General features: G+C 72.5%; 23 protein-coding genes and 1 tRNA gene. 8 read left to right on the top strand and 16 right to left on the bottom strand.

Going from position 1 to position 22,374, the window contains the following annotated elements; translation table 11 throughout:
* Positions 1-12: 12 nt before the first annotated feature.
* Genes BQ6202_RS05675 through BQ6202_RS05695 form a run of 5 tightly spaced genes read right to left on the bottom strand, consistent with a single transcriptional unit; the run spans position 13 to position 4,730 of the window.
* The gene (locus tag BQ6202_RS05675) at positions 13-966 is read right to left on the bottom strand and encodes a helix-turn-helix transcriptional regulator (RefSeq protein WP_072313498.1); all 954 of its coding nucleotides are present in this window, start codon (positions 964-966) and stop codon (positions 13-15) included.
* The gene (locus BQ6202_RS05680) at positions 963-1,997 is read right to left on the bottom strand and encodes a helix-turn-helix transcriptional regulator (protein WP_072313499.1); all 1,035 of its coding nucleotides are present in this window, start codon (positions 1,995-1,997) and stop codon (positions 963-965) included. The genes BQ6202_RS05675 and BQ6202_RS05680 overlap by 4 nt, the downstream gene beginning before the upstream one ends.
* Positions 1,997-2,977 carry an FKBP-type peptidyl-prolyl cis-trans isomerase gene (locus tag BQ6202_RS05685; RefSeq protein ID WP_072313500.1) on the bottom strand — a complete coding sequence of 327 codons (981 nt, stop codon included), beginning with the start codon at positions 2,975-2,977 and terminating at the stop codon, positions 1,997-1,999. The genes BQ6202_RS05680 and BQ6202_RS05685 overlap by 1 nt, the downstream gene beginning before the upstream one ends.
* 29 nt (positions 2,978-3,006) lie before the next feature.
* Positions 3,007-4,044 (bottom strand): tRNA (adenine-N1)-methyltransferase, encoded by a 1,038-nt coding sequence (locus tag BQ6202_RS05690; RefSeq protein WP_442855759.1) that lies wholly within the window; start codon positions 4,042-4,044, stop codon positions 3,007-3,009.
* Positions 4,041-4,730 (bottom strand): HAD family hydrolase, encoded by a 690-nt coding sequence (locus BQ6202_RS05695; RefSeq protein ID WP_072313502.1) that lies wholly within the window; start codon positions 4,728-4,730, stop codon positions 4,041-4,043. The genes BQ6202_RS05690 and BQ6202_RS05695 overlap by 4 nt, the downstream gene beginning before the upstream one ends.
* A gap of 64 nt (positions 4,731-4,794) precedes the next feature.
* Here BQ6202_RS05695 and BQ6202_RS05700 point away from each other — a divergent pair, with 64 nt between their 5' ends.
* Positions 4,795-5,874: a PAC2 family protein gene (locus BQ6202_RS05700; protein ID WP_072313503.1), complete on the top strand. Its 1,080-nt coding sequence runs from the start codon at positions 4,795-4,797 to the stop codon at positions 5,872-5,874.
* Here BQ6202_RS05700 and BQ6202_RS05705 read toward each other — a convergent pair.
* Genes BQ6202_RS05705 through BQ6202_RS05715 form a run of 3 tightly spaced genes read right to left on the bottom strand, consistent with a single transcriptional unit; the run spans position 5,871 to position 9,270 of the window.
* The gene (locus BQ6202_RS05705; RefSeq protein ID WP_072313504.1) at positions 5,871-7,130 is read right to left on the bottom strand and encodes a hypothetical protein; all 1,260 of its coding nucleotides are present in this window, start codon (positions 7,128-7,130) and stop codon (positions 5,871-5,873) included. The genes BQ6202_RS05700 and BQ6202_RS05705 overlap by 4 nt on opposite strands.
* Positions 7,130-7,963 (bottom strand): undecaprenyl-diphosphate phosphatase, encoded by an 834-nt coding sequence (locus tag BQ6202_RS05710; protein WP_072313505.1) that lies wholly within the window; start codon positions 7,961-7,963, stop codon positions 7,130-7,132. The genes BQ6202_RS05705 and BQ6202_RS05710 overlap by 1 nt, the downstream gene beginning before the upstream one ends.
* A 14-nt stretch (positions 7,964-7,977) precedes the next feature.
* The gene (locus BQ6202_RS05715; RefSeq protein ID WP_234946131.1) at positions 7,978-9,270 is read right to left on the bottom strand and encodes a M20/M25/M40 family metallo-hydrolase; all 1,293 of its coding nucleotides are present in this window, start codon (positions 9,268-9,270) and stop codon (positions 7,978-7,980) included.
* Between the two features lie 90 nt (positions 9,271-9,360).
* Between BQ6202_RS05715 and BQ6202_RS05720 the strand changes: the two genes are divergently transcribed.
* Together BQ6202_RS05720 and BQ6202_RS05725 are read left to right on the top strand one after the other, a co-directional pair.
* Positions 9,361-9,446, top strand: a tRNA-Leu gene (locus BQ6202_RS05720).
* A 106-nt stretch (positions 9,447-9,552) separates the two neighbouring features.
* The gene (locus tag BQ6202_RS05725; RefSeq protein ID WP_072313507.1) at positions 9,553-9,792 is read left to right on the top strand and encodes a PspC domain-containing protein; all 240 of its coding nucleotides are present in this window, start codon (positions 9,553-9,555) and stop codon (positions 9,790-9,792) included.
* Between the two features lies 1 nt (position 9,793).
* Here BQ6202_RS05725 and dinB read toward each other — a convergent pair whose 3' ends face one another.
* Positions 9,794-11,038 carry a DNA polymerase IV gene (dinB, locus tag BQ6202_RS05730; protein WP_072313508.1) on the bottom strand — a complete coding sequence of 415 codons (1,245 nt, stop codon included), beginning with the start codon at positions 11,036-11,038 and terminating at the stop codon, positions 9,794-9,796.
* Positions 11,039-11,167: 129 nt separating this feature from the next.
* Between dinB and BQ6202_RS05735 the strand changes: the two genes are divergently transcribed.
* Positions 11,168-11,965, top strand: a complete 798-nt coding sequence (locus tag BQ6202_RS05735) for an SGNH/GDSL hydrolase family protein (RefSeq protein WP_072313942.1) — start codon at positions 11,168-11,170, stop codon at positions 11,963-11,965.
* Here BQ6202_RS05735 and BQ6202_RS05740 read toward each other — a convergent pair.
* Together BQ6202_RS05740 and BQ6202_RS05745 are read right to left on the bottom strand one after the other, a co-directional pair.
* Positions 11,962-13,239, bottom strand: a complete 1,278-nt coding sequence (locus tag BQ6202_RS05740) for a D-alanyl-D-alanine carboxypeptidase family protein (RefSeq protein WP_143143655.1) — start codon at positions 13,237-13,239, stop codon at positions 11,962-11,964. The two genes, BQ6202_RS05735 and BQ6202_RS05740, sit on opposite strands and share 4 nt — an antisense overlap.
* Positions 13,236-14,057: a TrmH family RNA methyltransferase gene (locus BQ6202_RS05745; RefSeq protein WP_072313943.1), complete on the bottom strand. Its 822-nt coding sequence runs from the start codon at positions 14,055-14,057 to the stop codon at positions 13,236-13,238. Before BQ6202_RS05745 ends, BQ6202_RS05740 begins: the two co-directional genes overlap by 4 nt.
* A 71-nt stretch (positions 14,058-14,128) precedes the next feature.
* Here BQ6202_RS05745 and BQ6202_RS05750 point away from each other — a divergent pair, with 71 nt between their 5' ends.
* Positions 14,129-14,941: a Sir2 family NAD-dependent protein deacetylase gene (locus BQ6202_RS05750; protein ID WP_072313510.1), complete on the top strand. Its 813-nt coding sequence runs from the start codon at positions 14,129-14,131 to the stop codon at positions 14,939-14,941.
* Between the two features lie 179 nt (positions 14,942-15,120).
* On the opposite strand, the gene BQ6202_RS05755 is transcribed toward BQ6202_RS05750, so the two are convergent.
* Complete coding sequence (locus BQ6202_RS05755; protein WP_072313511.1) at positions 15,121-16,200, bottom strand: glycosyltransferase family 4 protein; 1,080 nt, start codon at positions 16,198-16,200, stop codon at positions 15,121-15,123.
* Between the two features lie 2 nt (positions 16,201-16,202).
* Entirely contained in the window at positions 16,203-17,198 is a 996-nt protein-coding gene (locus BQ6202_RS05760) for an alpha/beta fold hydrolase (RefSeq protein WP_234946132.1), read from the bottom strand.
* 48 nt (positions 17,199-17,246) lie between these two features.
* On the opposite strand from BQ6202_RS05760, the gene BQ6202_RS05765 reads away from it, so the two are divergent.
* Positions 17,247-17,999 (top strand): exonuclease domain-containing protein, encoded by a 753-nt coding sequence (locus BQ6202_RS05765; RefSeq protein ID WP_083587043.1) that lies wholly within the window; start codon positions 17,247-17,249, stop codon positions 17,997-17,999.
* 58 nt (positions 18,000-18,057) lie between these two features.
* Here BQ6202_RS05765 and BQ6202_RS05770 read toward each other — a convergent pair whose 3' ends face one another.
* The 3 genes from BQ6202_RS05770 to glgA all read right to left on the bottom strand — a co-directional run bounded on the left by BQ6202_RS05770 (position 18,058) and on the right by glgA (position 20,394).
* Complete coding sequence (locus BQ6202_RS05770; RefSeq protein WP_072313512.1) at positions 18,058-18,306, bottom strand: type B 50S ribosomal protein L31; 249 nt, start codon at positions 18,304-18,306, stop codon at positions 18,058-18,060.
* A gap of 72 nt (positions 18,307-18,378) precedes the next feature.
* Entirely contained in the window at positions 18,379-19,164 is a 786-nt protein-coding gene (locus BQ6202_RS05775) for an ABC transporter ATP-binding protein (protein ID WP_072313513.1), read from the bottom strand.
* Positions 19,165-19,191: 27 nt separating this feature from the next.
* The gene (gene glgA / locus BQ6202_RS05780) at positions 19,192-20,394 is read right to left on the bottom strand and encodes a glycogen synthase (RefSeq protein WP_072313946.1); all 1,203 of its coding nucleotides are present in this window, start codon (positions 20,392-20,394) and stop codon (positions 19,192-19,194) included.
* An 81-nt stretch (positions 20,395-20,475) separates the two neighbouring features.
* On the opposite strand from glgA, the gene glgC reads away from it, so the two are divergent.
* On the top strand, positions 20,476-21,714 hold the full coding sequence (gene glgC / locus BQ6202_RS05785; protein WP_072313514.1) for a glucose-1-phosphate adenylyltransferase: 1,239 nt from the start codon (positions 20,476-20,478) through the stop codon (positions 21,712-21,714).
* Positions 21,711-22,370: a phosphoserine phosphatase SerB gene (gene serB / locus BQ6202_RS05790; protein WP_072313515.1), complete on the top strand. Its 660-nt coding sequence runs from the start codon at positions 21,711-21,713 to the stop codon at positions 22,368-22,370. The genes glgC and serB overlap by 4 nt, the downstream gene beginning before the upstream one ends.
* The last annotated feature ends 4 nt before the right edge of the window (positions 22,371-22,374 follow it).

Genomic DNA, 22,374 nt, shown 5'->3' on the forward strand with positions numbered 1-22,374 from the left:
TCGGCGGCTCCGTCAGGCGTGCGGTGACCGCGCCTCATCGCCAGCAGCCTGCGCGAGCGCCTCGACGGCGAAGCGGTGCATCGCCTGACGCAGGCTCTCCGGCGCGACGATCTCGGCGTCTCCGCCGCATCCGGCGACGGCGCGCAGCACGCTCGCCTCGCTCCACACCTCGATGTCGAGCCGCACGCGGTCGCCCGACACCGAGACCGGGTCGGAGGTGGCGTAGTCGGCGAGCATCGCTGCCGCGGCCCGTGTCGCCACGATCTGCGCCGTGCCCGACACCGCGCGCTCGTGCGCGGGCAGCGCATCCGGCCACGCGTCGTGGGTCGCCTCGATGGCCTCGATGCGGTCGAGCCGGAAGGTGCGCATGCCCTGCCGGTCGAGGTCGGCCGCCTCGACGAAGACCTGGCCCTCGTGGAGGTCGAGCTTGATCGGGGCGATGCGGCGGCGCTGCGAGCCCTCGTCGGGCTTGCGGTAGTCGAGCGCCAGCACCGTGCGATCGCGGATGGCGTCGCGGATGCGCTGCGCCGCCAGCGGCACCGCGAGCGTCTCGACCGCGACGGTCGCGGCGCCCTGCGAGGCCGCGCGCCGCAGCTTCTCGCGCAGGGCGGCGACGCGCCCGGGCGCGGCATCGGTGTAGCCGGCGACGAGCGAGAGGCCGGCGATGAGCGCGCTCGCCTCGCGCGGCGAGAGGCGGACGGTCTCGTCCTCGAACGCCGGCCGCAGCGTCACCGAGATGGTGTCGTGCTCCTCGAAGGCGTCGAAGTCGATGTCGAAGCGGATGAAGTCGCCGGCGCCGTCCGGGACGCCCGACATGAACACGCGGGAGACGGCTTCGCGGATCCGCTGCTCCGGGACGCCGAAGTGCGCCGCCGCCTCGCGGACGGTGACGGAGCCGGAGGCGGCCACGTACTGGATGAGCGAGAGCAGCAGTCCGATGCCGCGCTCTGCACGACCGAGGCTCATGCTGTGCTCCCCCGCTCGGCTGCGGCAGCGCGCTCGTCGGTGTCGGCGTGCGCGTCGCGGATGCGCTCGAGCCGCTGGCGCACGAGCTCGCGCTGCTCGGCCGGCCAGACGACGGCGACGTCGCTCCCGAAGCCGGTGAGCTCGTCGGCGATCAGGTGCCGATCGGCGTGGTGGACGACGAGCAGGCCCTCATCCTCGACGGTGTCGCGGCGGTGGCGCAGGCGGATGTCGGCATCGCTGCCCGGCACGGCGTGCACGCCGACGCACGCGCTCGCCCAGATCTCCTCGAGCTTGGCGAGCGCAGACTCCGCCGCGTCGGCCGGTGCCTCGAACGGCTGCTTCGCGGCCCGGTCGCGCACGGGCGAGGTGATGCGCTGCATCAGGAACGTGCGCGCGTCCTCGGCGCCGAGATCGAGGCCGACGAGCAGCCAGCGCCCGCGGAACAGCAAGGTCGCCCACGGCTGCACCGTGCGCAGCCGCGGTGCGCGCTCGCCGGGCTTCAGGTAGTCGAAGACGACCTCGCGGCGGCGGTCGGCAGCGCGCTTCAGCGCCTGGAAGGCGCTCTCGCGCGGCCGCTGACGGGCCTGCAGCACGGCCGCGGTGCGTCCCGGCGTGCGCTCGAGCGGCAGCCCGCCGCGGAACTCGGGGTCGGCGCGCAGCTTGAGCGCTGCACGCTGCGCCTCCTCGGTGAGGCCGCCCTCGTGCCAGACGCGCAGCGCCAGGTCGAGCAGGTCGCGCTCCTCGGCGTCGAACTGCAGCTCCGCCGGGTCTCCGAGCACGCCGTCGAGCACGCGGTAGCGCGCCTCCTGGTTGCTGTCGTCCCCCGGTGGCTGCACGACGTCGATGACGATGCCGTGCTCGCGCAGTGCATCCTTGTCGCGCTCGAACATGCGCTCCAGCGCATCGCCGTGCGGCTGGCCCTGGTAGCCGGCGACGCGCGCGAAGAGCTCCTGCTTCGTGAAGCCGACGCCCGTGTCCACGAGCGCGAGGAGCAGCGAGAACTGCCGCTCCTCGGCCTCGATGCGGGTCATCAGCCGGCGGTGGGCTCGAGCGGTGCGAGGATGTCGATGACGAACAGCAGGTGCTCGCCCTCGCCGATCGACGCGGGGCGCGTCGCCGGGTCGCTGTAGCCGAGCTCCTCCGGGATCGAGACGACGACCTGGCTGCCGATCGGCTGCCCGACGACCGCGTCCACGAAGCCGGGGATGAGGTTGGCGTCGTCGATCGTCATGGCCGTGGGGGTGCCGCGCTCCCACGAGGAGTCGAAGACCTCCTCCGTCTCCCAGATGATCCCGGTGTAGTGCACCAGCACGCTGTCGCCCTCGGCGACCTCATCGCCCGTGCCCTGGATGCTCTGCATGACGGTGAGCTCCGCGGGAGCGGGGCCGCCGGGGAACGTGACGCCGGGAGTGCCGTCGGTCGCGAGGGTGATGGCGGGCATGCCCTGCTGACCGGGGCGGGCGTTGCCCTCGGCGCGGCCCGGGTGCACCGCGGTCACCTCGAGCACGACGACCGCGGTGTCGGCGGGTGCGATGTCCATCTCTGCAGAGGTCGCACCGGCGCCGAAGAGCTCCTCGATGGTCGTCGTCAGCACCACGCTCGAGCCCGGCGCCGCGCAGGAGACGGCCTGGCTGAGCGTCGTGTCGCCGCCCGCCGAGAGCCGCAGCGGCTCGGCCGCGGGTGCCATCGCGTCAGCGGACTGGTAGGAGCTGGTGATCTCGGTGCCCGTCTTGCCCGAGTACACGACGTACTGCGCGTCGACGACACCGCCGGCCTCCACGCGCGCGCCCTCGCCACCGGAGTGCGAGACCTGGTTGCCGGCGCTCACGAGCGGGAGGTCGAACTCGACCGTGGGCGCGCCCTCCCCGCGCTCGACCTGCACCTGGTTGGACGCACTGCCCGGCTCCAGCGCAGGCTCGCAGCCGTCGAGGCTGCTCGCGGGTGCTCCGCAGGCGGTGAGGCCGGCAGCTGCGACGAGCAGCGCGGCGATCGAGAGAGGGCGTGTGCGCACAGCGATGCCTTTCGAGGTCGGGGACTGGCTCAGTCTACCCGCGGCGAGTCGTCGCCCGGGCTGTCGGCGGCGACCTCTGCTGCGGCGTCGGGCGATGCGGTGCCCGCCGCGATCGCATCCGCCTGTCGCACCGCGTCGCGCCGCGCGCGACGGGCGCGCTTCGCGCTCGGCACCCTGTCGCCGAGGGCGCCGGGGGTCCACGCCTCGATGTCGGCGTCGGCGAACTCGGCCTTCGCCGCGCGGCGTCGGAAGGAGGGCAGCTCGACGCCGTCGGCCACGCGCCTCGCCGTCATCAGGAACCCCGTGTGCGCGACCATGCGGTGGTCGGGTCGCACGGCGAGGCCCTCGACGTGCCAGCCGCGCACGAGCGTCTCGGTGGACTTCGGGGCCGTGAAGCGGCCGTCGGCGCGGATCGCCTCGACCACCCGCGAGAGCTGGGTGACGGTCGCGACGTAGCAGAGGATGAGCCCGCCGGGCCGCAGCGCCCGAGCGCTCGCGTCCACGCACTCCCAGGGCGCGAGCATGTCGAGCAGCACCCGGTCGGCCTCCCCGTCGGGCACGTGCTCGCCCAGCTCCTCGGCGAGGTCGCCGAGGACCGTCTCCCAGTTGCCGGGCCGCTCCCCGAAGAACCCCGCCACGTTCGCCTCGGCGACGTCGCGGAACTCCTCGCGGCGCTCGAAGGAGACCAGCCTGCCCGTGCCGTGGAGCGCCCGCAGCAGCCAGAGCGACAGCGCGCCGGAGCCGACGCCCGCCTCCACGACCGTGAGGTCGGGGTGGATGTCGGCGAAGCCGACGATGTGCGCTGCGTCCTTCGGGTAGATGATGGCCGCGCCCCGCGGCATCGACATCACGTAGTCGTGCAGCAGCGGCCTGATCGCCAGGTGCTCGACGCCGCCCACCGTGATGAGCGAGCCATCGTCGACCCCGATGAACTCCTCGTGGGGCATGGCGCCGCGCTGGGTGCCGAACTGCTTGCCCTCGGTCAGCACGATCGTGTGCATCTTCTGCTTCGGCCCAGTGATCTGGACGACGTCGCCCCACTGGAACGGGCCGGTCTTGCCCATCATGCGCGGGCCTCCTCGATGTTCGCGGCGATGTCGGCGACGCTGCGCCCGGCGAGCGTCGGCCAGTGGACGACGCCCTCGAGCTGCGACACGTCGACGGCGTGCGGCACGCCGATCGTGACGAGCCCGGCGGCCAGCGCGCTGCGGGCGCCGTTGATCGAGTCCTCGACGGCGACCGACCGCGCGGCATCGGCGCCGAGCAGCTCGAGCGCGCGCAGGTAAGGCTCCGGGTGCGGCTTGCCCTGCTCGCACTCGTCGCCCGCGACGGTGGCGGCGAACGGCCGGCGGCCGAGCCGGTCGGCGAGCGCGGCCTCGACGCGGTCGACGATCTCGCGCGTCGACATGGTGACGAGCGCCACGGGGATGCCGGCCTCGAGCAGCTCGCGCAGCAGCTCGATCGCACCGGGTCGTGCCGGCAGGTCGTCGCCGAGCGTCTGCAGCACCTCGCCCACGAGGCGAGCGACGATCGCGTCCGCCTCCATGGGGACGCCCTTCGCGATGAAGGTGCGCGCGCCGTCCCACAGGTCGACGCCGACGAGCGCCTCGGCCTCTGCCTGACCCCACGGGATGCCGTGCTCGGCCGCCAGTCGCGCCTCCGCCGCCATCCATTGGGGCTCGGTGTCGATGAGGGTGCCGTCCATGTCGAAGAGCACGGCGTCGACGGCGGGAGCAGGCGCAGGCGAGGTCACCGAGCAAGCCTAGACCGCCCCGGAGGCCCGTAGAGTGGGCCTTCGACGTGAGGAGGTGCCGCGAGTGGCACGAGGACCGATCGAGGGCCGCATCATGGTCATCGCCTTCGAGGGCTGGACCGATGCCGGGGACGCATCGAGCAGTGCCGTGAAGCGGCTCATCGAGGCCTGCGGGCTCGAGGCCTTCGACGAGATCGAGCCCGACGAGTTCGTCGACTTCGGCGTGCACCGACCGGTCGTGCGCACGCTCGACGACGGCACGCGCGCGCTGCAGTGGCCCGCGACGATCGCCTATGCGCCGACGCGGCCCTCCGAGAAGACGTCGCTCGCCGCCGATGCCGGCTTCGACGTCTCCACCGGCAACGAGGGCGAGATCTACGCGCTCGTCGGCGCGGAGCCGAGCCGCAACTGGACCGCGTTCGCGGCGGAGTTCCTCGAAATCGCGCGCGGATGCGAGGTCGACGCGATCGTCTTCGTCGGCTCGATGCTCGCCGACGTGCCGCACACCCGGCCGATCGCCACCACCACGACGAGCGACAGTCGCGAGCTGCAGGCGAGGCTCGGCGTGCTCCAGAGCGAGTACGAGGGCCCGACGGGGATCATGAGCGTCCTCGGCCTGCTCGCGCAGGAGGCGGGCATCCAGACGGCCTCGCTCTGGGCGTCGGTGCCGCACTACGTGCACAACGCGCCGGCCCCGAAGGCCGTCGTGGCGCTGCTCGACCGCCTCTCCGAGATGCTCGACGTCACCATCCCGCTGGGCGACCTGCCCGAGCAGTCGGGCGAGTGGGAGCGCGGCATCGACGAGATCACCGAGCGCGACGACGACATGCGCGCCTACATCGGCAAGCTCGAGGAGCAGCGCGACGCGGTCGAGAGCCCCGAGGCGTCCGGCGAGGCGATCGCCCACGAGTTCGAGCGCTTCCTGCGCGACCAGAACGGCAAGCCGCGCCAGGGTGGGCGCGCGCCCGCGGCTCCCCCGCAGTCAGCACCGGATGCGGGCACGGGCGCCGCGGCCGACGACACGCCGGATGCCGACGCCCCGGACGCCGGCGTGCCGACTGCCGACGGTCAGGACCCGGCCCCGCAGGGCGAGCAGACGCCCGGCGATGACGACGAGCCCCGCGAGGGCGCGCCTGGCGCCTAGCGCGGGTCGATGCCGCGCAGGTCGATGCCCAGCAGCGCGTCGATCGCCGCGAGGCTGCCCTCGTCGGCTGGCGCGCGCAGGGCGAAGGCGTCGACGGCCTGCAGCGCCGCTGGCGTGTTGAGGTCGTCCTGCAGGGTGACGCGAAGCCACGGCACGATCGACTCGGCGAGCGAGGGGTCGTCATCGGGCACGCGCGACCACGCGAGCCAGCGATCGAGCCGCGCCTCGGCGTCCTCCAGGTCGCGCGCGAACCACTCCCAGTCGCCGCGCCAGTGGTGCGCGAGCAGCGCCAGGCGGATCGCCGCGGGGCGCGCGCCCTCCTCGAGCAGGCGTGACACGAGGACGAGGTTGCCGAGCGACTTCGACATCTTCTCGCCCTCGTAGGCGACCAGCCCCGCGTTCATGCGCGCCTCGCTGAAGAGCGCAGCACCGAGCGCGACGGCGTGGTGGCCCTGCAGCTCCTGGTGCGGAAATCGCAGGTCGCGCCCGCCCGCAGCGATGGTGAACGGCGCGCCGAGCTCCTCCATGGCGATCACCGTGCACTCGACGTGCCAGCCCGGTCGACCCCGCCCGACGGGTGAATCCCAGGCGGGCTCACCCACGCGCGCCGCGCGCCACAGCAGCGGGTCGAGCGGCGAGCGCTTCCCCGGCCTGTCCGGGTCTCCCCCGAACTCGCGCGTCAGCTCGAGCATCTGCGCCGCGTCCGTCCTGCTGCCCTCGCCGACGGCGAAGCGTCGCTGCCGCGTGGTGTCGAAGAGCACGTCGTCGCCCTCGACCCCCGGCGTCTCGACCCGGTACGCGTCACCGGTCTCGAGCATCCGCCCGACCGCCTCGGCGATCGGCTGGATCCGCTCGGTCACCGCCACCCAGGAGTCCGGGGGCAGGATCCGCAGTGCCTCCATGTCGCCGCGGAACAGCTGCTGCTGTCGCTCGGCGAGCTCGCGCCAGTCGACGCCGTCGCGCGCCGCGCGCTCGAGCAGGGGGTCGTCGACGTCGGTCGAGTTCATCGCCGTGCGCACGTCGATGCCCGCGTCGAGCCACACGCGCGTGAGCGTGTCGAACGCGAGATAGGTGAAGGCGTGCCCGATGTGGGTGGCGTCGTAGGGCGTGATGCCGCAGGTGTACATGGATGCGGTGGGCCCGCTCGGCAGCACCGCTCGAGCGTCGGTGCGCACGTCGTGCACGCTCGGCGCCTCGCCCTCGCCGTGGCCGAGCGCAGCCAACGAGGGCACCTCGGCACGCTCCCAGCTGCGCATCAGAGCGCCTCGATCCAGCCGGCGCTCAGCGCGATGAGCAGCAGGATGCCGAGCGCGATGCGGTAGACGACGAAGGGAAGGAAGCTGCGGCGCGAGATCCAGTCCATCAGCCACCTGATGACGGCGAGGCCGACGACGAAGGCGACGAGGGTCGCGAGGATCGTCGGTCCCCAGCCCAGGCCGATGGCGGAGGGCTCGCTCAGCGCCTGGGCGGTCTCGTAGATGCCCGCGCCGAAGACGGCGGGCACGGCGAGGAAGAAGGCGTACTTCGCCGCGGCAGGCCGCTCGTAGCCGAGCACGCGACCCATCGTGACGGTGGCGCCCGAGCGCGAGACGCCCGGGATGAGCGAGAGCACCTGCGCGAGGCCGATGAGCACGCCGTGCCGGTAGGTCGTGGTCTCGAGCGTGTGCACCCGGCGGCCCAGCATGTCGGCGAGGCCGAGGATGATGCCGAAGACGATGAGGACGGTCGCGGTGATCCAGAGGCTGCGCAGCTGGTCGCGGATCAGGTCCTGGAACAGCACGCCCGCGATCACGATCGGGATCGTGCCGAGGATGACGAGCCAGCCCATCTTCACGTCGGGGTCGCTCCGGTCGACCTTGCCCGAGAACTGCTGGAACCACTTCCCGATGATGCGGGTGATGTCCTTCCAGAAGAAGATCACGACGGCGAGCTCGGTGCCGATCTGCGTGATGGCGGTGAAGGTGGCCCCAGGATCCTCGGCGCCGGGCAGGAAGAGCCCGGCGATGCGCAGGTGCGCGCTCGAGGAGATGGGCAGGAACTCGGTTGCGCCCTGGAGCGCCCCGAGGATGATCGCGATCAGCCAGTCCATGGTGGAAGAGAACCTCAGTAGGTCAGCAGCAGGTCTTCGAGCACGTCGGTGCCGAACTCGAGCGCGTCGAGCGGCACGCGCTCGTCGACGCCGTGGAACATCGCGGCGAAGTCGAGGTCGGGCGTGAGCCTCAGCGGTGCGAAGCCGTACCCGGCGATGCCGAGCGCGGCGAGCGACTTGTTGTCGGTGCCGCCCGAGAGCATGTAGGGCAGCACGGGCGCGCCCGGGTCGTGCCGGCCGATCGCGGCGGTCATCGCCTCGACGAGCTCGCCGCCGAAGGGGTGCTCGAGCCCGATGTCGCCGTGCACGAGCTCGACCTCGATCTCGTCGCCGACGATGGCGCGGATCGCGTCGATCGCCTCTGCCTCGCGACCCGGCAGCGGGCGCACGTCGATGCGCGCCTCGGCGACCGAGGGGATGACGTTGTGCTTGTAGCCGGCATCGAGCATGGTGGGGTTCGCCGTGTGGCGCAGGCTCGAGCGCAGGAAGCGCGAGACCGTGCCGGTCCGCTCCGCCACCGCATCCGGGTCGTCGGCCTCGACGTCGAGGATCTCGGCGATGCCGGCGATGAGCCCGCGCGTGGTGTCGGTCAGCTCGACCGGGAACTCGTGGGCGCCGACAGCCGCGACCGCGCGGGCGAGCTTCGTGACGGCGTTGTCCCGCATGTGCTGCGATCCGTGGGCGGCCGTTCCGCGGGCCCGCAGCAGGATCCACTGCAGCGCCTTCTCGGCGGTCTGCAGCAGGTAGGCGCGCTGACCGCCGATGTCGATCGAGTAGCCGCCGACCTCGCTGATCGCCTCGGTGGCGCCCTCGAAGAGCTCCGGGTGGTGCTCGACGAGCCACTGCGCGCCGTAGGCGCCGCCCGCCTCCTCGTCGGCGAAGAAGGCGATGACGAGGCCGCGGCGGGGCTTGCGGCCGCTCGCGAGGATCCGCTCGAGCGCGACCAGGATCATCGCGTCCATCTGCTTCATGTCGACGGCGCCGCGGCCCCAGAGCAGCCCGTCCCGGATCTCGCCCGCGAACGGGTCCACGCTCCATTCGGCAGCATCCGCCGGCACCACGTCGAGGTGGCCGTGCACGACGAGCAGGGGCAGGCTCGCGTCCTCGCCCTCCACGCGCGCCACGACGCTCGCGCGGCCGGGTGCCGACTCGAAGGTCTCGCTCTGCACGCCCATGGCCGCCAGCACCTCGGCGACGTACGCCGCCGCATCCGCTTCGCCGCTCGAGCGCCCGCCGCCCCAGTTCTGGGTGTCGAAGCGGATGAGGTCCCTCGCGATGCGCGCGGTGCGAGTCAGTCCATCGGTCACCAGCCAAGGCTAGTGGGCGGGCGGTGGTCGTCGTGGGCCTCGACGTCGTGGTAATGTCTTCTCTTGGTCCACCAAGTGGTCCGACACCTTGCGCGGGTGGCGGAAATGGCAGACGCGCTAGCTTGAGGTGCTAGTGCCCGTATTAGGGCGTGGGGGTTCAAGTCCCCCCTCGCGCACAGTGAGAGGCCCGGAGCAGCAGCTCCGGGCCTCTTCCCGTTCCCGGGCGGGTCGCTCCCGTCCTCGGGCAGGTCTGCGCCCAGGTGGGCGGGCTAGCGTGTCGGCATGTCGATCTTCAACGCCATCCGCTCGAGCGGCTTCCGTCGCGGGCCCGCTCGCCTCCTGGGCGGCATCTGCGGTGCGCTCGCACGACAGCTGGGCCTGAACGTGTGGCTCGTGCGGGTGCTGATGCTGCTGCTGTTCGCGCTCCCGGTCGTCGGCTGGGGCGCCTACGCCATCATCTGGATCCTCACGCCCAACCAGCAGGGCTCGATCCCCGTCGAGCGGTGGCTCGGGCGCCGCTGACTCAGTCGCCCCCTGACGGCCCCGTATCGTCGCGCTTCCGCTCGCGGCGCAGCATGCTCGCCGGCACCACGGTGGCGGCGCCGAAGCGGTCGTGCACCGCGTCCATGGCGCGCTCCGCGCTCCCCCAGGTCTCGGTGTCGTCCCACAGCAGGCCGTGGTCGCTCGCGTCCTGCACCGCGCTCGCCCGCACGCCCAGCAGCCGCACGGGCGGCATCTCGCCCAGCTGCTCGAGCATCGACCAGGCCGCTTCGACGATGACGCGCGTGACGTCCGTCGCCTCCGGCAGCGTGCGCGATCGCGTGATGGTGCGGAAGTCGTGGAAGCGCACCGTGAGCGTGACCGTGCGCGCCTGCACGCCCGCATCGCGCAGGCGTCGCCCGACGCCGGTCGCGAGCCGCAGGAGCTCTCCCTCCTGCTCGGAGCGATCGGTGATGTCGCGCGAGAAGGTGTGGCTGTGGCCGAAGGACTTCTCGTGCTCCCGCTCCTCGACCGTGCGAGGATCGCGCCCCCACGCGAGCGCTGCGAGGTGGCGTCCGGTGGCCTCGCCGAACCAGGCGCTCAGCCGCTCCTGCGAGGTGTGCGCCACGTCGGCGATCGTGTGGAGGCCATAGCGGGCGAGGCGCTCCTGCTGCTTCGGCCCGACGCCCCACAGCGCCGAGACCGGCTGCGGGTGCAGGAAGTCGATCACCGCATCTGCCGGCACTACCAGCAGTCCGTCGGGCTTCGCGCGCGACGATGCGAGCTTCGCCACGTACTTCGTGCTGGCCGCACCCACCGAGGCGACGAGCCCGGTCTCGCGCCGGATGCGCGCCCGCAGCTCTGCGCCGATGCGGTTCGCGCCTCCCGAGAGGCGCCGCAGGCCGCCGATGCCCACGAACGCCTCGTCGATGCCGAGCCGCTCGACCTCCGGCGAGGTGTCGTCGAGGATCGCCATGACCTGCTTCGACAGGCGCGAGTAGAGCGAGAAGTCGGGCTCGAGGATCACCGCGTTGGGGCAGAGCCGCAGCGCCCGCGACATCGGCATCGCCGAGTGGACACCGTACTTGCGCGCCTCGTAGGTGGCCGCGGTGACGACGGATCGGCTCGAGTCGTGCCCGATCACGACGGGCCTCCCGATGAGATCGGGCCTTGCGAGCAGCGATGCGGATGCGAAGAAGGCATCGAGGTCGACGTGCAGGATCGTCGCGGTCGAGTCGTCGACCTCCGGGCCCGAGACCAGCCGGTTCGACCCGTCCTGCTTGCTCACGCATCCATCGTCCCATGTGGCTCCCACGCGCCACGGCACGGCAGGATGGGGGCCATGCATGAGCACCCCGACCCTCAGCAGCCAGCAGATCATCCCTCGACCTCGCCGATCGTGTTGCCGCATCCGGGCATGGAGCACCCGTACACGCGGTACGTCGCGCTGGGTGACAGCTTCACGGAGGGCGTCGGCGACGAGGAGCCGGACCTGCCGAACGGCGTGCGTGGCTGGGCCGACCGGGTCGCCGAGGAGCTCGCCCGCACCCGCCCCGACTTCGAGTACGCGAACCTCGCGATCCGCGGGCGACTGCTGGCGCAGATCGAGTCCGAGCAGCTCGAGACGGCCGTCGCGCTCGAGCCCGACCTGGTGACGATCTCGGCGGGCGGCAACGACCTGATCCGCCCGAGCGGCGACCCCGACGTGCTCGCCGCGCGGCTCGACGCGATCGTCGGCCGACTGCGTGCGGGCGGCGCACAGGTCGTGCTGTTCAACGGCCCCGACATCGCGATGACGCCGGTGCTGCGCAGCATCCGCGGCAAGGTCGGCATCTACAACGCCAACCTCTTCGGCGTGGCAGCCAAGCACGGCGCCGTCATGGCCGACATGTGGTCGGCGCGGCACCTGCAGCAGCCGCAGATGTGGGCACCGGATCGGCTGCACTTCTCCGCCTACGGGCACCACGCGATCGCGATCCTCGTGCTCGACGCGCTCGGCGTGCAGCACGAGCTCACACCGATGGCGCCCGAGCCGCTGCCGCCGCGCACCCGGCAGCAGGTGCGCATGGAGGATCTGCACTGGGCGCGCGAGCACCTGGCGCCGTGGATCGTGCGGCGTCTGCGTGGGCAGTCCTCCGGCGACAGCATCTCGCCGAAGCGGCCGGCGCCGGGCCCCGTGCAGCCGCCCTCGGCACCGGAGCCGATCGCTCCCTAGCCGAGGTACCAGCCGAGCACGTCGGCCGGATGCGCGAAGCGCCATCCGATGTCGGGCCCGGCGAGCATGCCCTCGGTGCGCACCGGCACCTGCGTCACCGCGCCGAAGGCGTCCGTGACCCGCACCGACGCCACCTCGCCGCGCGCGCCTCCGACCTCGATGTCGCCACTGCCCTGCAGCTCGAGCGCGGCCGCCGGCAGGTGCTGGGCGAACGCGTCCGACGCCAGCGGCGCGACGGTGGCCGCCGTCACGCTCGCACCCCAGGGCGCGCGGTACTCGATCGCGGGCGTGCCCTCTGGCAGCACCTCGGTCGTGCCGAAGTCGTCCCAGAGGCTGTCGACGAGTGCGAGCGTCGCAGCGTTCAGGTCGTCCTGCGCGACGACGCCCAGCACGACCGCGACGATCCGCCTGGGCTCGCCCTCGATGTCGCGCTCTGCGGTGACGAGCAGGTTGCGGCCGGAGACGAACAGCGTGCCGGTCTTGCCGCCGTCCACGAAGCCCTCGCCGAGGATCGGGTTGGTGTTCGCGGCGCTGCCGCCGGGCACGTCGACGCGAGCCATGCCGATGGTCTCGAGCACGACCGGGTGCGCGACCGAGAGCAGCCCCAGCTCGACCATGTCGGCGGCGCTCGCACGGCTCTCGAGCTCGAGGCCGGATGGGTCCGCGACGACGGTCGTGTCGAGCTCGTTGCGCTCGGCCCAGTCGTTCGCCGCCGCGACGAAGGCCTCGATGGACCCGAAGGCCCAGTTGGCGAGCGACCAGCTGGCGTTGGCCGCCGAGTCGACGAGCGACCACTCGAGCAGGTCGCGCTGCTCGACCACCATGCCGTCGAAGACCGGCACGGTCGGCGCCGCCTCCGCCACGGCCGCGCCGAGGGCGTTGATGTCGGCGCGGCCCAGCGTGACCTCCGCGCCGCGGTCGCTGCCGCTCAACGGGTGCGCCTCGAGCACCACGAGCGCCGTGATGAGCTTCGTGAGGCTCGCCATGGGCACGGCCTCGGCCTCGCCCCAGGCCTCAGCCGAGCCGTCGACGCCCGCGACGGCGAAGCCGGCGGCGCGCGCGGTGCCCTCCGGCCAGGTGATCGTGGCCGGCTCACCTGCGGGTGCTGGCAGCGCGAGGGGCGTCGCGCCGACCCGCGGGGCCGGCGCGAACGCGATGGCGGTCGCGGCGATGACGGCGGCGATGAGCGTCAGCACCACGAGCCATCGGAGGAGCACGACGAGCGGATGCGTGCGGCGGCGGCGCTGCGAGGCGGCCGTCACGGCGGTGGTCATGCCTCGCCCCGCAGCGCCCACATCGCCACGGCGGCCGAAGCCGCGACGTTGAGCGAGTCGACGCCGTGGTGCATCGGGATCCGCACGACCCGGTCGGCGGCGGCGAGCGCGCGGCGGCCGAGGCCGGGGCCCTCGGAGCCGAAGAGCAGGGCGATGCGCTCGGCAGGTGCGCGAGCGTAGTCGGCCAGGTCGACGGCGTCGTCCCGCAGCGCCATCGCCACCGTCTCGAAGCCCGCGGCGCGGAACACCGGTGCGGCCGACTCGATCGAGTCGATCCGGGTCCACGGCACCTGCAGCACGGTGCCCATGGAGACGCGCACGCTGCGCCGGTAGAGCGGGTCTGCGCAGGTCGTGGTCACGAGCACCGCGTCGGCACCGATGCCGGCGACGGATCGGAAGGCGGCGCCGACGTTCGTGTGGTCGACGAGCCCGTCGAGCACAACGACGCGACGCGCCTGCGCGAGCAGCGCCGACGCATCCGGCAGCACCGGGCGCTCCATCGACGCGAGCGCGCCGCGGTGCAGGTGGAAGCCCGTCAGCTGCTCGAGCACGGGCTCCTCGCCGACGAAGACGGGCACGGCGTCGTCGGCGGGCAGCGTCTGGGCCAGGATCGCCTCGACCTGCGGCAGCCATCGCGGCGCGACGAGCACGGAGCGCGGCCGGTGGCCGGCCCGCAGCGCTCGCTCGAGCACGGTCTGCGACTCCGCGATGTAGAGCCCGCGCTCCGGCTCGGTGCGGCGGCGCAGCGCGACGTCCGTGAGCCCGACGTAGTCCTCGAGGCGAGGGTCGTCGAGGCTGTCGATCTCGATGATCTGCATGCGCTGCTCCCCCGCCACCGGCTGCGCCGGCTCCACCGTCTCGAGGCTACCGGCGCACTAGGCTTGGAGCCGTGCTCGACACAGCGATCGACCTGCTCAGGGGACGCCGCATCGCGGTGCTCACCGGTGCTGGCATCTCGACCGACTCCGGGATCCCCGACTACCGAGGCGAGGGTGCACCGCGCCGCACGCCGATGGTGTTCGACACCTTCCGCTCGAGCGAGGATGCCCGCAGGCGCTACTGGGCCGGCAGCCACCTGGGGTGGCGGCGGTTCGTCTCCGTGCACCCGAACGACGGCCATCGGGCGCTCGCGCGACTCGAGCAGGCGGGGCTGGTGACGGGCATCGCGACGCAGAACGTCGACGACCTGCACGAGCGTGCCGGGTCGCGAGAGGTCGTGCACGTGCACGGTCAGATGCACACGGTTTCCTGCCTCGACTGCGGCCGCACCTACGACCGGCAGCGCATCGCCGAGGACATCGAGCGGCGGAACCCCTGGATCGTGGTGCCGGAGCAGGTGCGGCTGCAGCCGGACGGCGACGTCGAGATCGACGCCTCGCAGCGCTTCGAGGTGCCCGTGTGCCCCGTGTGCGGCGGCATGCTGAAGCCCGACGTGGTGTTCTTCGGCGAGCTCGTGCCGCCGAAGGTGTTCGCCGCTGCGCGCGACGTGATCGCCGCCGGCGAGGTCGTGCTCGTCGCGGGCACCTCGCTGGTCGTGAACTCGGGCACGCGGCTGCTGGAGGTGGCGCGTCGCGAGGATGTGCCGATCGTCATCGTGAACCGCGGTGAGACGAAGTGGGATGCGCGCTCTGCCGTGCGCGTCGAGGGTGGCACGAGCGAGACCCTGACGGCGATCGCGGACGCGCTCGTCGCGCCCTTCTGACCCCCGCGCGCCTCCGTCGGTCGAGGAGCGCGCCTCCGTCGGTCGAGGAGCGCGCCTCCGTTAGTCGAGGAGCGCGCCTCCGTTGGTCGAGGAGTGCGCGGCCCCAGGCCGCTCGCGTCACGAGACCCGGGCTCCGGCCTCGTGACGGCAGCAGCGCTCCGCGCGGCGGCCTCCTCGACCTACGGGTGGGCGCGCCGCGACGCCGACGCCGCGACCTCCGCGAGGAACGCGCCGAGCCGCTCCGCCGAGTCGCGCCAGCTGAAGCGCGCAGCCTGCTGCCGCGAGGCGCGCGACCTGGCCGCCCACTCCCCCTCGAGCGTGCGCACGGCGCGCGCCAGCGCATCCGCATCGCCGACCTCGAAGAGCATCGCCGCGTCACCGCCCACCTCGCGGAAGATCGGGGTGTCGGCGACCACCACCGGCACGCCCAGCGCCATGGCCTCGAGCAGCGGGATGCCGAAGCCCTCCTCGCGCGACGCGTGCACGAGCGCGGTCGCGCTGCGCAGCAGCTCGGCGTACTCCTCGTCGCTGACGCCGTCGTGGAAGACGAGGGATGCGCCCGCGGCGAGCTGCGTCAGCCGGTCGCGCGTCGCCGCGTCGACGCGGCTGCAGAGGTGCAGCTCGTGCTCCGGCAGCAGGCGCGCGGCGCGCACGAGCGTCTCGACGTCCTTGTAGGGCATGAAGGAGCCCATGTAGACCAGGCGCCCGGTCGGCGGCCGGTCGTGCTCGACGGGCGCTCCGAAGGGCTCGGCGGCGTTGGGCACGATCGCGACCGGGCGGCGCGTGAGGCGGTGCTGAGCGATGAGCCTGCGCGTGCTCTCGCTGATGGTGACGACGCCGTCGGCGCCGTTCAGCAGCATCCGCTGCGGCGCGAAGGAGAGGTGGTAGAGCCGCCAGAGGAGCCGCACCGGTGCCGGCAGGTCGTGCGGCGGCATCGGGTGGCGGTAGTAGATGAGGTCGTGCACGGTGGTGACGAGCGGCCAGGCGCGGCCGATCGAGCCGATCGTCTGCATCGGCGAGTAGGCGATGTCGGCCGGCACGCGGCGCAGCCGCCAGGCCGTCAGGGGCTCGAGCGGGCCGGTCGGCGAGGGGCCGAGCACGTGCGGGAGCTCCGGCAGCATCGACAGCTGCCGCTCGTCGCTCACGAGCATCGTGACCTCGTGGTCGCGCGCGAGGCCCGCGACGAGCTCTGCCGAGAAGCGCGAGATGCCGTCGTGCCGAGGGAACCGCACGTAGCGGCAGTCGAAGAGGATGCGCACGGCTAGCGCTCGTCCGCTTCAGGCGCAGCGGCATCGGCGAGCTCGGCGACGAAGCGGCGGATGATGGCGGCCGCCTGCCGCGGCTGCTCGTAGTGCACGAGGTGGCCGACGCCCGTGAGCACCGCCAGGCGCGCGTCGGGGAAGAGCGAGCGGAGCCGATGCTGGTGCGCGAGCGGCGTGATGTCGTCGCGGTCGGCGGCGATCAGCTGCACGGGCTGCGCGATGCGCGAGGCGACCTCGCCGACCGTGTGGCGGATCGATGCCTCGAAGGCCTCGAGCACGGCTCGGCGCGAGGCGTAGCGCGAGAAGTAGCGGTCGTGCTGGTCGTGGATCCAGCGCTTGAGCGCCGGGTCGCGGGTCTTCGCCATGAACGCGCTCATGCCGCGCACGATCGGCGGAGCGCCGAGCACGGCGAGGCCGGCGGCCTCCGGCAGCGCGGCTGCGGCGCGGTAGTAGCCGAGGGCCAGCAGCGAGCCGAGCCTGTTGGCGCCGGCGAGCGCGGGCGTGGCGATCGGGTTGACGAGCACGATGGCAGCGCCGCCGAGGCCTGGCGCCCCATCCGGCCCCCGGGCCGCGGCGTGCGCCACCACGATCGAGCCGAACGAGTGCCCGAGCACCGTCAGCCGCCGGCCGGGGCGCTCCGGCGCCACCGCGCGCACGAATGCGCGCAACCACGACGCGTAGGCGTCGATCGTGGCGTGCTCCAGCGCATCCGAGGCACCGAAGCCCGGCAGGTCGGGCGCGATGATGCGGAATCCCGGCAGGTGTGCCGCGACCGGCTCGAGGCCGTGGTGGTCGCCGCGGAAGCCGTGCACGAAGACGACCGCGGGCGCATCCTCGGGGCCGTACTCGAAGACCGACGTGCGCACGCCGTCGACGTCGAGCTCGCGCTCGCGCCTCGGCAGCGCCCCGAGCAGCGCCCGGTACGGCGACTCGATGGGCTCGCGCGCGCCAGCGCGCCTGCGTCCGCGCGCACCGCCTCCATGATCCTCAGCCACCCGCCGAGCCTACCCGCGGCCGTGGGCGGCCCCGGCTAGCGTGGCGGCATGGCCGAGACGCAGACGCATCGCCCCCTCCACCGCCCCATCCTGGCGGTCAGCGCCGATGCTCCCGATCGCTGGATCGATCGGCTCGTCGTGTTCGACCTCGAGACCACCGGCGTCGACCCGGCAGAGGCGCGCATCGTGACGGCCTACGTCGGCGTGCTGGATGCGACGGGCACGGTCGTCGAGGAGCGCAGCTGGATCATCGACCCGGGCGTCGACATCCCCGAGGGCTCGATCGCCATCCACGGGATCACGAGCGAGCGGGCGCGAGCGGAGGGCGCGGAGGCACCGGGGTCCGTCTGCGAGATCCGCGACGTGCTCGCCGGCTACTTCGCGCAGGGGCTCGCGGTGTGCGCGTTCAACGCCGCCTACGACATCTCGCTGCTCGACGCCGAGTGCCGTCGGCACGGGCACGAGCCGCTCGTGGCTCGGCCGGTCATCGATCCGATGGTGCTCGACCGCCGCCTCGACCGGTTCCGCAAGGGCAAGCGCACGCTGCAGGTCGCGACCGAGGTCTATGGGGTGGAGCTCATCGACGCGCACGACGCCAGCGCTGACGCGATCGCGGCAGGTCGGGTCGCCCAGGCGATGGCCGCGCGGTTCCCCGAGCTGCGCATCGATCCGATCTCGCTCCACGACATGACCGCCGCGTGGGCCGACGAGCAGGCGGCTGACTTCGAGGGCTTCCGCCGCCGCACCGACCCCGCGTTCAGCGCTGGCCGCGGCTGGCCCCTGCGCGCGGTGGAGCGCTGAGCGGAGACGACGAAGGGCGCCGGGCCGAAGCCGGGCGCCCTTCGCGGAGACGGTGGGATCAGCCGCCGAAGCCCTTGTAGCGGTTCTTGAACTTCTCGACACGACCGGCCGAGTCCATGATGCGCTGCTTGCCCGTGTAGAACGGGTGCGAGGCGCTCGAGATCTCGACGTCGAGCACCGGGTAGGTCTCACCGTCGAGCTCGATCGTCTTGTCGCTCTTCAGCGTCGAGCGCGTGAGGAACGTCTCGCCCGAGGCGAGGTCACGGAACACGATCGTCTGGTAGTCGGGGTGGGTCTCGGTCTTCATCGTCATCCTTGGATTCGCTCGGGCGCGGAAAGTCTTCGGCCAGCGTGCGGGCCGACAGACGATTGTATCAGGTCAGTGCTTCGCGCGGGCGCTCCAGCGGCCCGCCTCCTGCCGCACCTGGAGGGGCACGCCGAAGGTGTCGCTCAGGTGCTGGTCGGTGAGCACCTCGGCGAGGGGGCCGGCCGCGGTGATGCGCCCGTCTGCGAGCAGCATGGCGTGCGTGAAGCCCGGCGGGATCTCCTCGACGTGGTGCGTGACCATGACGATCGCGGGCGCCAGCTCGCTCGAGGCATAGTCGGCGAGCGACTCGAGCAGCGACTCGCGAGCACCCAGGTCGAGACTGCCGGCGGGCTCGTCGAGCAGCATGAGCTCAGGGTCGGTCATCACGGCGCGGGCGATCTGCACGCGCTTGCGCTCACCGTCGGAGAGCGTGCCGAAGGTGCGGGTCGAGAGGCCTGCCAGGTCCCAGGCCTCCATCACCTCTGCCGCGCGCTCCAGGTCGAAGGACTCGTAGCGCTCGCGCCAGCGGCCCGTGACGGCGTAGGCGGCGGTCAGCACGACGTCGCCGACGCGCTCCTGCGCCGGGATGCGCCGGGCGAGGTTGGTCGCGGCGAGCCCGATGCGGGTGCGCAGCTCGAAGACGTCGACCTTGCCGACCCGCTCCCCCAGCACCTCGACGGTGCCGGCGCTCGGGTGGGTGTTCGCCGCGGCGAGCTGGAGGATGGTGGACTTGCCGGCGCCGTTCGGCCCCAGGATCACCCAGCGATCTGCCTCGTCCACCGTCCAGGAGACCGAGTCGAGGATGCGGGTGCCGTTCCTGACGAAGGAGACGTCGGTGAGCTCGAGGACGCTGGCCATGGATGCGAGCCTACCGAGCGAGCGGCGTCAGCGCGGCGCGCCGCGCTCGGCGATGACGGTCGCGTAGAGCTCCTGCGTCTGCTCTGCGATCTGGCCCCAGTCGAAGTGCGCGCGAGCGCGCTCCCGACCGGCCTCGCCCATCCGCCGCGCCGCCTCGGGGTCGGCGACCATGCGCGCGAGCGCGTCGGCGAGGTCGGCCTCGTAGCGCTCGGGATCGGTGGGCGCGCCGGTCCCGTCCTGCACCTGGTCGATCGGCACGACGAAGCCGGTGACGCCGTCCTCGATCACCTCGGGGATCCCACCGGTGCCGCTGCCGACGACGGGGGCGCCGCACGCCATCGCCTCGAGGTTCACGATGCCGAGCGGCTCGTACACGCTCGGGCAGACGAAGGCCGTCGCGTGGGTGAGCAGCGCGCAGAGGTCCTCGCGCGGCAGCACCTCGTCGATCCACACCACGCCTTCGCGGGTCTGCTGCAGCTCGGCGACGAGCGCCTTGACCTCTGCCATGATCTCGGGCGTGTCCGGTGCGCCGGCGCACAGGATCAGCTGCACGTCCTCCGGCAGGGCGCGGGCTGCGCGCAGCAGGTGCGGCAGGCCCTTCTGGCGCGTGATGCGCCCGACGAAGACGACCGACGGATGCGCGGGGTCGAGCCCGAGCTCGCGGGCGCGGTCCGCGTCGTGGTTCGGTGCCCAGGACTCCAGGTCGATGCCGTTGTAGATCGTGACGACCTTGTCGGGGTCGAGCGAGGGATAGGAGCGCAGGATGTCGGCGCGCATGCCGTTCGAGACGGCGATGACGCGATCAGCAGCCTCGTAGGCCCGCCGCTCGATGTCGCTGGAGATGCGGTAGCCGCCGGCGAGCTGCTCGGCCTTCCACGGTCGCAGCGGCTCGAGCGAGTGCGCGGTCACGACGTGCGGCACGCCGTGCAGCTCCTGCGCGAGCCTGCCTGCCTCGTTGGCGTACCAGGTGTGCGAGTGGACGACGTCGGCCCCCTCGACCGCGTCCGCGATCTGCAGGTCGACCGCGATCGTCTGCAGCGCACCGTTCGCCGACCGCAGCGCATCCGGCACGTCGTAGGCGGTCGTGTCCGCCTCCTCGCGCGGCTCGCCGAAGCAGCGCACCTGCACCTCGATCGAGCGTCGGAGCGCCTTCACGAGCTCGGTGACGTGCACGCCGGCGCCTCCGTAGATGGCGGGCGGGTACTCCTTGGTGACCAGGTCGACGCGCATGGCATCACAGTACGCGAGCGACGTCGACACGGCTGTGGAACCTTCGGCGGACGATCAGGCCGGACCCCTAGGGTGTGGGGCATGGACAAGAAGGTCTTCGGCATCGTGCTCGCAGGCGGCGAGGGGAAGCGGCTGATGCCGCTGACCGCAGACCGTGCCAAGCCGGCAGTGCCCTTCGGCGGCTCGTACCGCCTGATCGACTTCGCGATCTCGAACCTCATCAACTCGGGGCTCCGCCAGATCGTGGTGCTGACGCAGTACAAGTCGCACTCGCTCGACCGCCACGTCTCGCAGGTGTGGCGCATGTCGAACATGCTGAACTCCTACGTCGCCTCCGTGCCCGCCCAGCAGCGCACGGGCAAGCGCTGGTTCCAGGGCTCGGCCGATGCGATCTTCCAGTCGCTCAACCTGCTCGTCGACGAGAAGCCCGACATCGTCGCGGTCGTCGGTGCCGACCACGTCTACCGCATGGACTTCCGCGACATGATCGAGGCGCACATCGCCTCCGGTGCCCGCGCGACCGTGGCGGGCATCCGCCAGCCGCTCGAGCTCGCCAACCAGTTCGGCGTCATCGAGGAGGACGACGAGAAGCCCGGCTTCATCCGCGCCTTCCACGAGAAGCCGGCCGACGCCTCCGACCTCGTCGTCGGCCCCGGCGAGGTGCTCGCCTCGATGGGCAACTACGTCTTCGACGCCGACGCGCTCGTGGAGGCGGTCACGGCCGACAACGCGCTCGAGGACTCGGGCAACGACATGGGCGGCGACATCATCCCGTGGTTTGTCGAGCGCGGCGAGGCCGCGATGTACGACCTGAAGAACAACACCGTGCCCGGCGCCACCGAGCGCGACAAGTACTACTGGCGCGACGTCGGCACCATCGAGTCGTTCTTCGACGCGCACATGGATCTCATCTCGGCGCTGCCGATCTTCAACCTCTACAACCGCGAGTGGCCGATCTACACGCAGATCGTGAACGCGCCGCCGGCGAAGTTCACGAGGGATGCGTGGGGCCGGGCCGCCGACGTCAACGAGGCCATCGTGGGCTCTGGTTCGGTCGTGCAGGGGGCCTCCATCGTGCGCAGCGTCGTGGCCCCGTGGTGCGTCGTCGACGCCGGGGCCACCGTCTCCGACGCGATCCTCTTCGACCACGTGCACGTGGGCGCCGGTGCCGTGGTGCGCCGCGCGATCATCGACAAGGACGTCGAGCTCGGCCCGGGGGTGCAGGTCGGCGTGGACCACGAGCTCGACCGCTCGCGCGGGTTCTCGGTCTCGGCCTCCGGCATCGTCACGGTGCCGAAGGGCACGAAGATCGCGCTGTGACGGCCGCCTCGCTGCTGGTCGTCACCGACGTCGACTCGACGCTCATCCGCGACGAGGTCATCGAGGTGCTCGCCCGCGCCGTGGGGCCGGACGCCGAGCGCCACGTCGCTGCGGTCACCGAGCGCGCGATGCGCGGTGAGCTCGACTTCGCCGCATCGCTCGCCGAGCGCCTGCTGATCCTCGAGGGACTGCCGATCTCCGTCATCGACGACGCCAGGCAGCAGATCACCGTGACCGACGGCGTGCCGGAGCTCATCGCCGAGATCCACGAGCGCGGAGGCGTGATCGCCGCGGTCTCCGGTGGCTTCCACGAGGTGCTCGACCCGCTCGCCGGCTCGCTCGGCATCGACCACGCTCGCGCGAACCGGCTCCAGGTGGCGGACGGGCGCCTCACGGGCCGCTCGACCGGCCCCGTGATCGACGGCGCGGCGAAGCGCGACACCCTGGAGGCGCTGCGCCTCAACCTCGGCGTGCCGCGCGACCACGTCGTGGCGATCGGCGATGGTGCCAACGATCTGCTGATGATGGGCGCGGCAGGCATCTCGGTGGCGTTCTGCGCCAAGCAGATCGTGCGCGAGCAGGCCAGCCACGTCGTCGACGTGCCCGACTTCCGCGAGATCCTCCCGCTGCTGCCGGGCGCCGCGCTGCGCTGGTAGCCGC

The sequence above is a fragment of the Agrococcus sp. Marseille-P2731 genome (assembly GCF_900117395.1).
Lineage (GTDB): Bacteria > Actinomycetota > Actinomycetes > Actinomycetales > Microbacteriaceae > Agrococcus.